A 15,174-nucleotide genomic window follows, 5' to 3' on the forward strand; every position below is an offset into this window, starting at 1 on the left:
TCAATCTGAGAGGGTTTAGAATAAGAAAATCTTACTATATTCGGGACTCTCATTCAATATGCAAAACAGTGAATTATTATTATAAATCAATGCATTGTCATCTGTTGTTTATGCACATTATCGCCCCATGTTAAATACACATGCTATACATTATACATTTTTACAAAAAGCTAATATATGTGTTGTTAGGCATGTCAAGTTTTTTCGATAGAAGCATGATACAGATTTGAACGATAACGTTTATCATAGTGATAGCTAATTTGGGAGAAACTAAGAGTGGAGGCGGTTGGTGTTTTTGCTGTATTTCTTGTGAGATGCTTTGCCAATGAGGAGTTTCTTCGCTAAATGATCAGTATAGCTATGTTTTTGGGAGGGCTGTGTTTGCACTCTTAAGATTTCCTCCATTTATACTCAAGGTTTAGGTTTTTCTATTGACCGTTGTTAGATGTTATTGTGACAATAAACTTCGTTATCTATCAGAAATATTTATGGCATTAGCACTAAGGTGTTGAGTTGTATTAAAGCCTTTACATAGTAGTCTTTTTCAGAGAGAGGTATTATTGGTTCAGTTTTAGGAGTCTTTATTACGGCTGATTTGGGCGTCGTCGTTGTTTGAGGGCTTATTATAATATTCTTAGTTTCAGTTTATGAATATACCGAAAAATATAGTGAAACATTTGATTCAAATACTTTTGCTAGGCATATTTCAATATTTCAGCGATGTTTTCCAAGAATTGCTCTGCTACTTTTTGACGGAATCGGATATCAAATGCTTATAGCGAGGGCAGTGGTTTGAGAAAAGATAGAGCTGATTTCATTAGATTTCTATGTAGAGCAATCCAGTACCAGCTCTTAGGACAATAATATACTGAGATCGAACTCATTTCGCTACACTTACACGACGCTATAGGAGTAATCCTCAGAAACTCTACTAGAATTCGTTAAAAAAAATGGCAGGTTATGGAGTGTGATCAAAAAATATATTTTTTACAAATACTTAATCTCATTTTAAGTTGTCTAAAATATAACCTTATCTTAAAACTAAGTCTATATACCGCCATTTATCATAAAGTTAATAAGTTATACAAAATGCGGGAGTATTATGTTTTTCTGTTTAGAGACGAGTTAAAAAAACACCTTATTGAACATTAAAAGATTTTAGACAAAAAAATTTAACTTATGGAGAGTATATAGACAAAATGTATCTTGATAAAAAAGTTTATAATTCCATGTGGTCTTCAAAGAAATTTTCTGGTTCTTTTATTGTCTTATGCGGGTTTGATGGGAGTGGAAAGACAACACAAACAAAAGAAATTGCTCGCCATTACTCAACAGAAAACATATAATACAAACTTTTAACGCAGTTCTTAGTATAGAAATAATCCATAAATTAGAGATATGTAGATAATGGAAAAGCAATTGATCCGTTGCTTTTAGCACTCTTAGCAAGGCAGATAGACGCAAACATACGCTTGAAATTATTGAACCCTCCTTAGCTTCATTGCAAAATTTATTAATTAGCGATCGATATGTTTATTCTAGTCTTGCTTATTTTTATGCTCGAGAGCTTTCTGTTGAAAGTGTCGTTAAATTAAATCAATCTATTCTAAGACCTCATATTACATTTTATCTTCATTTACCGCCCATTACTATACTGGAACGGTTGCAGAAAAGGGATGGTTTAAACTTAAAATACGAAGAAAAACTCTCTTTTATTGAAAAAGTTTACAAAGTGTTATCGGAAATAGATGAGCAGTTTATAACAATTGATGGAACTGCTCCTATTTCTTTAATTCATCATCAAATACGACATCATATAAATAAGGTTTGTTTTGATTATGAATAAAATCATTTATTAATCAAGTTATCCACGATAAATCCTCCTTTATGTATTTGTACTCTAAATCTGAAACTTTAGAGATATGATTGCAATAATTTAACTGCTCAGGAAGATATTACGTTATATATTTTAATTGGAAAACTAACTGTAATGGGCTTATTTTAAAAGATTTAGAGAAGGGGAGTAGAAAAGTTAGCAGTATTTATCGTGAAGATAATAGTATGTTTATTCTTTTAGAGCCAAAGTGTGGTGATAGAAGAACGACATGGAAGGATATACTCGAACATATTTTAGTGCACGGAATAATAAGGACAATAATGTGAGTGAAGCTTCCATACCGTAAAATTGTTTCACATATGTATAAAGGTGTAGCTTCTGAATAAAACGCACATAAAATATTAAATTTGTTTTTGTCCATAAATGTTCTGTTTTCATAGAAGAATTAATCATACAACAGCACAAAGATTGTAAAAGCCTCAAAAAAGAAATTTTGCTTTCTTAAATTTAATGATCTAAAATGAAAATTGTAAGAATGCCTGTTTTTTAACAGGATGTATTATGCATATCGACTGGTATTCATTTTAGAGGATAATTTATGTTCACTTCAAATTTGAAGGAACGCATTGCTTTATTTGAAAATAGAACTTTTCTCTATTTTACTTTGAGCGGCTTATTTGCTACATTTGGAAGTGGACTAAATTATATTACATTGTCATGGATCGCTTACAATCAGACGGGCTCAATCCGTGGTGTAGCGTTGATGATGCTTTTTCTTTGGACGCCTGGCATTATTTTTGCGCCTATTTTTGGCATATTGGCAGATAAATATAACCGTAAAACGCAGATTATTATTTCAAATCTTGTGAGAGGTTTGGTAATCGTAAGCTGGGTAATGCTTTGGCATTTTGGTATAGAAATTGAATTGATGGTCTTATCTGCTCTTTTGGGTATTTTTATCCCTTTTTATATGCCATCAGCTATTTCTTTAATTCAAAGTATTGTGCTGAAGGAACAGCTCATCAATGCAAATGCAACCATCGATATGGTTTATGAACTTGGCACGATCGTAGGTATGGGCTTAAGTGGATTGATACTTGCCTATGCAGGAATAAAAGGAACTCTTCTAATAGGTGGTATATTCTTTATTATTGCTGGTTTATTTAATTTTGCAATGAAGGTACCTAAAAACCGAAGATCTAAAAATCAAAACCAGCAAAATTGGTGGGAAAATTATACAGCATCTCTTCATTATTTTAAGCAGAATCCGGCTCTTTTTGTACCTTATATAAGCCAGATGATTATTATGACTCTTTTGATGACCATTCCTGTTATTCTCGTTCCTTATATACAAGAGGTTTTACATGCGGATAGCAGGATCTTTGCAATATTGGAGGTGCTTTATTCTATGGGTGTATTGACAGGTGCGTTTTTTTCACCACTTCTTTGTAAAGTTTTATCCATAAGAAAAACATTAGCCATTTTATTAGCTTTTATGGCTATTGGCCTCGCTATTTTATCTGTTAATACACACAATTTTGTTGTTTTTCCTGTTTACTTTATGATTGGATTTGGACTTTCAAGTTGGGCTCTTTCGATTTCTTTATCACAACTCTCTTGTGATCCTGAATACCAAGGAAGATTGCAGGCAAGTTTTAATGGTATCTCTGGATGCTTGATCCTCGGAGTCTATCTCATTATGGCAAGCGATAACAGTAGCATATCACCTCAATCGATATATTTTTTTCAAAGTATTGTTGCGTTTGTTGGAATACTCATAGTGCTGTTTTATAAACATGAAAAACAATAAATTACATTTAAGTGTGGTCAATATACGCTATTTTATAAATATCTACGCTGCGGCATATTTCACATTTTGCTTTTAAAGGAGAGTTGAGAAAATGTAAAAGTTGGTGCTTAATGAATAAAGCATAAATTGATGTATGCTAGAGAATACCCTTTACTTTTTGATAATGATCTAAAAGAATTGATGCGTTTCTTTAATTCACCTCACTGCTGTTAAGAAGACGAAAACGTAACACTTTAAATCTTCTTGAAAGTTTTTTGTCTAAGCGTAGCAGAAAGTAAAGCGATGAGGGAATATCGTATTATACGGGGAGAGTATTGCATTATTTTTGTTTTTCAAAATCCATATGAAAAATTGTATCAATTTCATCTTCATTGGAATGAGTATTTCTACGACGATGCAAGGTTTGCACAATCTCTTTTTTTAAAACAGCATCTGTTTCACTTAAACGGTGAATACTGAGTTCCAATTCAAGAGATAACGCCAAATCCACGCACAGTTTAAGCTCTTCTCCAATGTCGAAACCGCGTTGATAGTCGTCATAAAGACCAACCAGTGTATCAGATAATTCTTTATCGCATAAAGAGGTCATGCTTAATTCCTCAACGTTGCGGGTTTCCATGCAGCTTTTTTAAGTATCACTCCACTATCATCACTTAAAATTGCCATGTATACGAACCTCATGGTTTTGTCAATTTTCTGCAAAATACGCGCTTTTAAATCAAAGCCTATTAAAGACTTTATTACTCCAAGATTTTGAAGCGCCTAATTGTAAATATGGATGGCAATGTGTTCACTATAAAATTTATAGCATTTAAAATACATTGCCAAAAGGCTTTTAATATGCGTAGAGGAAGAGTATTCTGACGATAAACCAAACACCCTGAAATCTCTATTACCAGTTACAGCTAAATCAGTGCCATTAATATATAAAATAAGCAAACAGGGTTTGTAAACGTCTAACTTTTTAATAACGAGTGATAATCTCGTTTTTTGTAGAATACCAATTATTTTGCCTATTTTATATTGATTTTTAGACATTGATAAACTTTTTACCTTATAAAAACCTATGGGAAATGCATTAGCATATTTTTGTAATAAGATTTCAGTGGTATATTGCACAGCATGAAATGAAGAGAATCGTATTAGGCTTTTTGCTTTTGAAAGAATATGACTGCAACTTTTGAGAAAGCAGTTGGCAAGAATTGGCTTGGCATGCAAACTGATAGAGTTGGCAGTGGCGCATTTAGTTTTTTCATTGGCCTGTGTCCAAATGTTTTTGACTCTGGAAAATAGCCTCTGATAGGCTTGAGTTTTTCCAAGGTTATATTACAGGGGCGCAGCTCAGAAAAGTACCACGGCGATTGCATTTTTTTGTAATTGTCATAATTTTCGCTCCTGCTTAAATGGATGCTGTGACATCCGTTTTTGTGGGGTTATGTATGTGATAACTGCTCTTCTTAAGGGGCAGTAACAATAGATGTAAATCAATATAATTATTTAGTCAACAATTATATTGATTTTGGAGTATTTTTTTTGGCTCGTCCGGAAGCAAAACCTAAAACTGAGTTGGCAAAACGTTTTCGTGAAGTGCGTTACGCTCTTGGTTTTACAGAGCGTAAGCAGTTTGCTGAACATCTTGGGATCACTGCTGGTTCTATAGGAACTTATGAAACTGGTATAAGTGAGCCTACAGCCTCTGCTCTCTCCAAATATCAAGAAATTTGTGGTGTTTCATTAGATTGGCTAGTAACGGGAAATGGCGAGATGTTTTCAGATGTGGCAAAGGCGAAAGCAGCTGGTTTTAAACCGCAGGCGATTCCTACTGGGCTGATGAAAAAGCTGGGACATTTAGTTTATACGACCTATCATGATGCAAAAATAACACTTTCTCCTGAAGATGTTGCGGAATTAGCAGCAGAGCTTTATGGAAGATTGCAAGAGCTTATTCAAAACCTCAATGATATAGAAGAAGTCGAAGCCACTTTGCCACTTTTAAAATTACATTTAAAGCGTAAAATCGCAACTGAAAAACACATCTAGAAATTTCATAAGATACGAATGAACAGCCTTTTAAAAAATAAAACTTTTTTGATTTTCTGCTGTATAACCAAGTTTGGAATGTGAGAATCTCACGATTTTCGAGTCTCTTATTCGATCTGAAAAACGAGAAACTATCATTATAAATCAATATATTTCTCTGATTAAAGATAAAACGGTTCATAAAAAGAACGACGGGTAGCAATACAAACAAAATTGATTCAAAAGGAAGCGAGTATAGCATCATTCCTGAAATATTTGTTGGTTGAAGAAAAGATACGGACAACAGTGAAAATACAGTGGATTATGTGAGAGGAAAGAGTTTAGAAAACAGCTTCTTTTCGGTTTGTAATATTAAAAATTTATACAATAGTGAAAATACAAGGACGGTTTTGATGACTATAGAGGGGGAACAGACATGAAAGAGAGAAGAACGAAAGATTTTTATAGCGCGCTTTTATCTTTTTATGAAGACGATGAGATGAGTACGTTAAAACTTTTAATAGGAAGTTTCTCATTATATTGGATATAAAAAAATTCTTTCAAAGGTGTGCATCATATATTGAAACAGATTACTTCGCAGCAAAGAGTGATGTTATCATGATAATCGTCATTATTACATTATGCTATAAGTTAAAAAATCATAAATTTGTGCTTATAAGAACAGCTATTTTATTGAGAAGTATTTTTATAAATTTATAAAAAATTATTTTTACACTCTTGCCATTCTTCTGATGCGCTTTATTTGAAGAGTAGAATTGCTCTTTAGTGAAACTATTTTGTTAAGAGATAAATCACAGTATTTTTGAATGGAGATAACGATATATTTTCAAAGTTTTGTGTTTTTATTTATTTTTTAGCTTGAATCCCTCTAGCTAAAAGGGTTGGGGACTTTTCTAGATTCGATGTTGTTGCAAAGATTTTAGAGCGATGCCGTAAAAAATAGCGGTATCGAAGGGGGGAGGGTTTTGCCTTGATTTATTGGTTTTTGAAGTGCGCAAACTAAGGGTTTTGCCATGAGTGTTTCTGCGCGTTGTAATGATGTTGAACTCTGTTGGAGGAGGTTCTTATGAAAAAAAAATATTCCACACCAAATTTAATTAAAGTTGTCTCTCTTAGTACGGTAATGGCGACACTCTTATCGAGTGTTTCTCCCGTTTTTGCGGCGAACCTTGCGATAATAGGACAAACTAATCAGAGTTCGAATGCTCCCCAAGTGATGTATCCGTATGGGAGTCATGGGAGTGTTGTTTTTGCTGGTGATGATAATTATTGTGGTGCAGACAACGTTGTTGGTCGTGGCGGCAAACAACAACAAGGAATTGCTGATAGTCAACGAATAACCGCAGAGCAACAATATAATAGATTTATTACTAATCAAGAGTTTAACGGTCGTCGTCCTTATGGTACGACCACTGAACAGGTTATTTGGACGGGTGATGGATACACGGCTAGGGTTGATGGTAAAGTTTTGGGTGGTTATATGGGGACATTTTCCACCAGTGGTTTTGCTAGCGCTATGCCTGAGGCTTATGGTGTTTATTCTTTTGCTACGGGGTGTGGGTCTGCAGCGACGGGTAATTATTCAACCGTATTTGGTGCAGGCGCGACAGCAAAGGCAGGGGGTGCACAAGCTTTTGGTGTTTCCGCACTTGCAAGTGGTATAGCAAGTGTTGCTATGGGTGTAGGCTCAGAAGCATCGGGCAAATCTGCTGTTTCTTTTGGTGGTCTCGCAACCGCTTCTGGTAAAAATAGCATTTCTATAGGTGAGAGTTCCAAAGCTACGCAGGACGATGCGATTGCGGTTGGTTCAAATGCAGAAGGGAACGGTATAAATAGTGTTGCTATTGGTAAGTTTGCATCTGCATCTGGTTACGATAGTATTGCATTAGGATTAAAGACCAAAGCAACTGACGAGTACGCGGTTGCTATAGGCACGAAGGCTGAAGCTCAAGCTCTTGGTTCTATTGCAATAGGTGGTGGAGAACCTGCAGACAACGGGGAAGAAAGAAAAGTAATAGCTAAAGGTAAAAATTCGATTGCCATAGGTTCCCATACTTATGCTGAGACGGCTCATTCAGTTGCAATTGGTATAAATGCACAAGTACGTGTTATTGATGGTGTTGCTGTGGGGGGAGGATCTGTCTCTCGTGTTGAGAGTGGTGTTTTTGGTTATGATCCTGTAACAAATACTACAACAACAAAGAGTGGTCTTGCATGGAAAAGCACTGCAGGTGATTTTAGTGTTGGTAATACTAACCAGAATTTAACGCGACAGATTACAAATGTTGCAGCAGGGAGTAATGACACTGATGCAGTGAATGTTGCACAGTTGAAAGCTATGAGAGATTTGGCATCAGGAGTTTGGAAACTTTCTGCTAACAATACCGATCCTACAGACGTGAATCCAGGTAGTACAATAGATTTTTCAGTGAAAGATACAAAAGTAGGAAAAGATAACTTAAAGATTGAAAGAAACACTGTAGATAATAAGCATAAAATTGAATTTACTTTGAGTGATACTCTTAAATTGACAAAAGTCACTACAGGACAAAGCTCTATGAGTGATGATGGCTTTATTATTGAAAATGGGCCAAAAATGATTCTAGATGGTATTGATGCTGGCGATAAACAGATTACAAATGTGGCAGATGGTGAAGAAGACACCGATGCTGTAAATTATAAACAGCTGAAAGAGGTAAAAACAGTTGTAGAAAAAGGCTGGAAGCTTTCTGTTGATGGTAACAATGCTACAGATGTTGGAGCAGGTAGTACAGTAGATCTCGTTACAGGTGCTGATGATAACAATAACAAAAACATCAAAATTGTTAAAAGTAATGGAAATAAAGTTACATTTACTTTGAATAGTAACCTTAGTTTGACAAGTGTCACTGCAGGTAACAGCATTATGAATGGTGATGGCTTTAAGTTTGTTAATGGGGGGCCAAGCATAACCGTGAATGGTATTGATGCTGGAAATCAAAAGATTATAAACGTAGCAGAGGGAACTCAAGATACCGATGCAGTGAATTATAAACAACTGAAAGAGATAAAAGAAGCTGCTACAACGCATTGGCAACTTTCTGTTAATGGTGGAAATGGTGTATCTATTGGACAAAATGATACAGTAAATTTACAATCAGCTGGTAAGGAAGGTAGTCAGAATATCAAGATTGTAGGAGATAATAACCGCAATGTTACGTTTGATTTAGCTGATGATATTAATGTAATGACTGTCACAGCAGGAGACAGCATTATGGATGCTGCTGGCTTTAGATTTGACGGTGATGAGGGGCCGAGCATAACTGTTAAAGGCATTCATGCTGGTAATAAAACGATCAAAGGAGTAGCAGATGGGGAAGACGATACTGATGCTGTAAATTTTTCACAGTTGCAAAATGTAAAAGCAATTGCAGAAAAAGGCTGGAAGCTTTCTGTTGATGGGAACGATGCTACAGATGTTAAAGCTGGGAGTACAGTGAATTTTGTTGCAGTTAAGCAGAAAGACGATGATGATAATGAGAGTGAGAACACAAATATAAAAATTGTCAAAAACGAAGACAATCAAGTATCCTTTGATTTAAGTGAATATATTAAAGTTGGTCGTGTAGAAACAGGGGATAGCAGAATGAGTAATGCCGGTTTCATGATCAAGGATGGTCCAAACATGACCAAGGGTGGCATTAATGCTGCAAAGACACAAATTAAAGGAGTCGCAGATGGTAGCGATGAGCATGATGCTGTTAATCTTTCACAATTATATAAAATGAAGTTTGAGATAGAAGATAATAGTCTTGTTAAATGGAGTAAAAGTAAAAATTTAATTACCATTGGTGCTGAAAAAGAAGGTATTGAAATCAAAGTCGCGAACTCTGAAGGTAGGGATCGAATTATTTCTGGCGTTGCAGTTGGAAAAGTCAGTTCCGATTCAACAGAAGCAATAAATGGCCATCAGCTTTTCAATTATGCTGATAATATATCAAAATATTTTGGTGGTGAGACAGATGTGATTGATGGTTTCAAGCCAACTTTTACTGTTCAGGATAAAGAACACCATAATGTAACGGATGCTTTTAAAGATGTCGATAATTCTATAACAGATATTTATACACGGATTAACAATGTAACAGCAAATAGTCTTGTTAAATGGGACGAAGGGCAGAAGCTCATTACAATTGGTGCGCAAAAAGATGGTACCAAAATCAATGTTGCCAATTCTAATAGTGAAAATCGAGTTATCTCTGGTATTGCGGATGGAAACCTCGGAAAGGCTTCGAAAGAAGCTATAAATGGTAGCCAGATTAATACAATTTCTGGAGATGTTGCAAAATTCTTTGGTGGGGAAGCAGCATTTCAGGATGGTGCTTTTGTAGGTCCACAATATAACGTATCTACAGTTTCTACAGATGGTGAAGTAGTTCAGTATATAGCTGAAAATGTTGGTGATGCTTTAACAAAGCTTGATGCGAATGTTAAAAATGTGAATAGTCGTATAAAATATGTAGATAATAAATTTGATAAATTCTCTCAAGATGCTTTATTATGGGATGATGGTAAACAAGCATTTGCTGCACGTCATGAAAAAGATGGACGTAAAACAGATAGTAAGATTACCCACCTTTTAAATGGTGATATTTCTGAAGATTCAACAGATGCGGTAAATGGTAGCCAGATTAATAAAATATCTAAAGATATTGCAAAATATTTTGGTGGTGGTACAGAATTTAATAACGGAGTTTTTTCAGGTCCACAATATAATTTATCTACAGTTTCTACAGATGGTAAAGTAGAACAGAAAACCTTTGAAGATGTTGGCTCGGCTTTAACAGGGCTCGATGCAAATGTCAAAAATGTGAATAAACATATACAGCATGTAACCAATGAGTTTGATAAATTGTCTCAAGATGCTTTACTGTGGAGTGAAAAGGATCAAGCATTTGTTGCGCGTCATGGAATAGATGGACAGAAAACAAATAGTAAGCTAACGTATCTTTTAGATGGCAATGTTTCAGAAGATTCAACAGATGCAATAAATGGTTCCCAACTTTATGCGATGGGTGATCAGATTGCGAATTATTTTGGTGGTGGCGCTAGTTATGAAGATGGAGAGTGGATAGATCCTGCTTTCATAATTTCTCGACGTAATGAAAACGGTGATATTGTTGAGAAAAAATACAATAATGTCGCTGAGGCTTTCGGCGGTGTCGATAATTCTATCACGGATATCTATAATCGGATTAACAATGTGACAGAAAACAGTCTTGTGAAGCAAGAAAGCGGGTCAGGACTTATCACGATCGGTAAGGCAACAGGTGGTACTGAAATTAATATTGCAAACAAAAGTGCTATGGAACGTACACTTTCCGGTGTGAAAGACGGAAAACTCTCTCAAACATCAACGGAAGCGGTAAATGGTTCACAGCTTTTTAAGACGAATGAAAATGTCAAAACTGTTACTGATAATCTTGAAAAAGTAGCTAAAAATACGTCGAAATATTTTGGTGGTAGTACAGATGTATTGAACGGTATCGAGCCAGCTTTCCTTATTCAGGATACAACATATCATAATGTTACGGATGCGTTTACGGGCGTGAATACTTCTATTACAAATATTGATAATAAGATTTCCGATGTGGTAAAAAATAGTCTTGTTAAACAAGATGAAATTTCAGCTCCTATCACGATTGGTAAGGATACAGCTGGGACTGAAATCAATATTGCAGGATATGCTGGTGTAGCACGTAAGATTTCTGGTGTGCAGGCAGCAGAGAAGGGTGATGAAGCTGTTAACAAAGACCAACTTGATAAAAGCATAGATAAGATTTCTAAAGATATTGAGACAGTCACTGCTGCTGCGGTTCTCTATGATAAAGATGTAGATGGTAATGTTAATTACGGTAGAGTAACTTTAGGTGGCGATAATAGCGATGGGCCAGTTGCTCTTCATAACGTCAAAAATGGTAGCATTTCTGAAAATTCCAACGATGCAATTAATGGTAGTCAGATTAATAAAATATCAGCAGATATTGCAAAGTTTTTTGGCGGTGGAGCAAAGTTCATTAACGGTGCTTTTGAAGGGCTGAAATATACTTTATCCGCTATTGTAGGTGGTGAAGTAGGGAAGGCTAATTTTTACAATGTTGGTGATGCTTTAACAGGTCTTGATAAAAATGTTCAAGATGTAAATAAGCGCTTAACAAATGTATCAAATGAGTTTAATCAGAAAATTGAAGGTATCTCTAAAGATGCTTTATTGTGGGATGATGATGAAGGTGCATTCGTTGCACGTCATGAAAAAGATGGAAAGAAGACAAACAGCAAATTGAAGTATCTTTTGGATGGTGAGATTGCGGATGGTTCAACAGATGCCATTACGGGTAACCAGCTTTATTTCATGAGCAACCAGCTTGCTAATTATTTCGGTGGCGGTGCCAAATATGAGAATGGCAAATGGACAGATCCTACTTTTAAGATTGTTCAAGTCAATGCTGATGGTACGACTGTTGAGAAAGAGCACCATAATGTCGCTGATGCTTTTGGTGACGTCAATAAAAATATGTCAAATATTAATAACCGTATTGATGATGTCATCAACAAGGTCGATTCAGATGCTTTAAAGTGGAATGATAAAGAAAAAGCCTATGATGCTGGTCGCGATGGAAAGCCGAATAAAATTATCAATGTAGCTGATGGTAAAGTTGAAAAAGGTTCGAAAGATGCGGTTAATGGTGGTCAACTTTGGGAAACCAATGAACGTATCACTGGTGTTGAAAAAGATGTTAAGCATCTTACCAACAGAGTTGATAACATTTCCAATACGATTGCTGATATTGGTGATACAGTTATCAATATTGATGCCAAAGTTGATAACATCAATAATAGAGTTGACGACATTGAAGAGGGTGCTGTTCGTTATGATAGAGATGAAAACGGCAAAAAAACCAATAAAATAACATTAGCGGGGGGGGATGCCAGTGAACCTGTTATGATTGATAATCTTGCTGATGGTAAAATTGAAAAAGGTTCGAAAGAAGCTGTAAATGGTGGTCAACTCCATGACTATACTCAAGAACAGATGAAAATTATTCTTGATCAATCCAAGCAGTATACAGACCAACGGGTTAATAATATTGTGATTGATGCGATTGATGATGCCGTTGATCGGGCTAAGCAATATACAGATATGAAGTTTGATGTTTTAAACTATAGTATTGAGAGTGTAAAAAAAGAGGCAAGACAAGCAGCTGCGATTGGTTTAGCAGTGTCTAACTTACGCTACAATGATACGCCTGGAAAATTAAGCGTTGGATTTGGTAGTGGTTTATGGCGTAGCCAATCTGCATTTGCCTTTGGTGCAGGTTACACTTCAGAAAATGGAAAATATCGCTCTAACATATCCGCAACAACTTCTGGAGGTCACTGGGGTATAGGTGCAGGATTCAATATGACATTGAACTGATAATAAACAAAAAGCATAAAAAACTCCTTTCACCCCTGTCTCATGAGGTAGGGGTGAATTGTTTTTACGTATGTAAGAAAATATATATAAATTGATAAGCGCTATAATGATAAATACAGGTTTAAAAAATAGAAAAACCGCACACTTTCAACAAAACGAACTTCTTATTTCAAAATAAGATAATGAGTTTTTTCATAAATTATAAGTCCATTATTTTCTGCGTTAACTTTTAAATCTAAAAAACCTTTCACTCTCTAAAAATCTATTAAAAAACTCTCTAGTAAGACAAAGGTATATATTTAAACGTATTTCAATTTTACTGGAGGAAGTTATAAAAACAATATAATAAATCAATTCTACCCCTTGCAAAAAACAAGCAACAGGTTTAAAGATTAAAAAAACTAACCACCACAAGAAAACTTACCTTTTTAGGAAAGGTAAGAGAACAAGGCGTGTTAACTACAAAACATCAACTTCTCTATCTTTTCAATCAGTCGTTAAGCTTTTGAATATATTTAGAAAAACAAATTTCAAAGGACTTTTTAGCGTTTAAATGTGTTTTTTTTGTGGTTATAGTTATTTTTTCATTGGAGAGTTTGTTATGAAAAAATTATATGCCACACCAGCACACAATGATGCAAAAGAGACTCATTTTCCTTATCCATTGTCTTTGGTGAGGGTACTTTTGTTGGCTGCAATAGTTGCGTTTTTATCGAATGTTACTCCTAGTTTTTCGGCAAATGTCGATTTAAGCAAAATGTTCCTTGAAGGTGTCGAGAGTGCTGTTGTAGGAGCTCCACAAAATGTTATCTCTGCTTATGATGGCGATAACAGTGATTTAGATGCTTCTAGTGTATCAAAGAAAAATTATATAACAGCGTTGAGTGTTGCGATGACACCTAAGGTGGATGCTACCAGTGACTATGCAAATTTTCTCATCAATACTCTTTCTGGTAACAGTGATAAGAATTCCGTAATAAAGATTGATAATAGCTCTGTAATAAATACTTTGACACCAAGACAACTTATTCCTGTTAGTGAAATGCAGCGAGACACGAAAGCTGATCAGGGTGTTGCGTTGGGTAATACTGCAAAGGCAACTACTTACTCAAGTATTGCAATAGGTAGAGATGATCCAGATTGTAAAAATGCGAGCGGTAAACTTGGCTGTGTTGGGGCGATGGCAAAAGCTGAAAGAGCGATAGCTATCGGTTTATCAGCTGAAGCTAAGAGTTATCAGGGAATTGCTATTGGTGCTAGTACAGAAGTATTCGCTGATGATGGTATTGCTATAGGTTCTTTTGCAAAGGCGAAAGCAAAAAATACTATCGTTTTGGGGTATACTGCAGAGGCGACAGGTTTGAATAGTATTTCTATAGGACGCTCGGCGCACTCTTTGGGTCAGCATAGTATCGCAATAGGTTCTGATGATATTCAAGATAAATATCCAGATGATTATACAACTGCGAAGGGTAATCATTCAATTGCCTTAGGGCGTGTTGCTAAAATCGGAGGAGAAAATGGGATTGGTATTGGTCAGCGTTCATCGGTATGGGAAGATGCTAAAAATGGCATTTCTATCGGTTACTATTCAAAAGCTCAGGAGTTGGATAGTATCGGGCTAGGTCACGAAGCTTTTGGGATGGTGAAAGGGAGTGTTGCAATAGGAAGCTATTCTAAAGCTAACATTGCTGCTGGTGAGAGTGGTTATGATCCTATAGCGAATGCAGCTGCAGAAGATAGTGCATTTTCATGGAAAAGCACGTCAGGTGCAGTGAGTGTTGGAAGTGTTGGTGATAAAAAAACGCGACAGATTATAGCAGTAGCGGCCGGTAGTGCAGATACAGATGCAGTGAATGTTGCGCAGCTGAAAGCGCTAAGAAAGTACACAGATAAAGGTTGGAAACTCTCTGTTGGTGGTGAAAATTCTAAGGCTGTTGCGATTGAAAGTACGGTAGATTTTTCTACTGGCAGTACCAATCTTAACATTACAAAAGGCGATAAAGACAATAATGTAAAATTTGATTTAGC

Annotated in this window: 6 protein-coding genes and 1 pseudogene; 6 read left to right on the plus strand and 1 reads right to left on the minus strand. The window is 35.7% G+C overall.

Features of this window, described 5'->3' with window-relative positions:
• Positions 1-1,199: 1,199 nt before the first annotated feature.
• From ACFINU_RS07930 to ACFINU_RS07940, 3 genes are all read left to right on the plus strand, one after another.
• Entirely contained in the window at positions 1,200-1,346 is a 147-nt protein-coding gene (locus ACFINU_RS07930; protein WP_375639608.1) for a hypothetical protein, read from the plus strand.
• 155 nt (positions 1,347-1,501) lie between these two features.
• Entirely contained in the window at positions 1,502-1,846 is a 345-nt protein-coding gene (locus ACFINU_RS07935; protein WP_375618684.1) for a dTMP kinase, read from the plus strand.
• Positions 1,847-2,435: 589 nt separating this feature from the next.
• Positions 2,436-3,647, plus strand: coding sequence for an MFS transporter (locus ACFINU_RS07940; protein ID WP_375618685.1), 1,212 nt, complete (start codon positions 2,436-2,438; stop codon positions 3,645-3,647).
• 319 nt (positions 3,648-3,966) lie between these two features.
• On the opposite strand, the gene ACFINU_RS07945 is transcribed toward ACFINU_RS07940, so the two are convergent.
• Complete coding sequence (locus ACFINU_RS07945; RefSeq protein WP_012754562.1) at positions 3,967-4,236, minus strand: hypothetical protein; 270 nt, start codon at positions 4,234-4,236, stop codon at positions 3,967-3,969.
• A gap of 944 nt (positions 4,237-5,180) precedes the next feature.
• On the opposite strand from ACFINU_RS07945, the gene ACFINU_RS07950 reads away from it, so the two are divergent.
• The 3 genes and pseudogenes from ACFINU_RS07950 to ACFINU_RS07960 form a co-directional block, all read left to right on the plus strand.
• The gene (locus ACFINU_RS07950) at positions 5,181-5,687 is read left to right on the plus strand and encodes a helix-turn-helix domain-containing protein (RefSeq protein ID WP_375618686.1); all 507 of its coding nucleotides are present in this window, start codon (positions 5,181-5,183) and stop codon (positions 5,685-5,687) included.
• A gap of 1,066 nt (positions 5,688-6,753) precedes the next feature.
• Complete coding sequence (locus ACFINU_RS07955; RefSeq protein ID WP_375618687.1) at positions 6,754-13,143, plus strand: Vomp family autotransporter; 6,390 nt, start codon at positions 6,754-6,756, stop codon at positions 13,141-13,143.
• A 601-nt stretch (positions 13,144-13,744) separates the two neighbouring features.
• Positions 13,745-15,174: pseudogene (locus tag ACFINU_RS07960) on the plus strand (hypothetical protein); the annotation flags it as partial.

Origin of the sequence: Bartonella sp. AC130YNZD, assembly GCF_042196865.1 — a bacterium.
Classification (GTDB): Bacteria; Pseudomonadota; Alphaproteobacteria; order Rhizobiales; family Rhizobiaceae; genus Bartonella.

Bases quoted from the DNA above. Each gene is read 5' to 3' on its own strand.
- ACFINU_RS07930 (WP_375639608.1), top strand. From the start codon at position 1,200: ATGTATCTTGATAAAAAAGTTTATAATTCCATGTGGTCTTCAAAGAAA.
- ACFINU_RS07940 (WP_375618685.1), top strand. From the start codon at position 2,436: ATGTTCACTTCAAATTTGAAGGAACGCATTGCTTTATTTGAAAATAGA.
- ACFINU_RS07945 (WP_012754562.1), bottom strand. From the start codon at position 4,236: ATGACCTCTTTATGCGATAAAGAATTATCTGATACACTGGTTGGTCTT.
- ACFINU_RS07955 (WP_375618687.1), top strand. From the start codon at position 6,754: ATGAAAAAAAAATATTCCACACCAAATTTAATTAAAGTTGTCTCTCTT.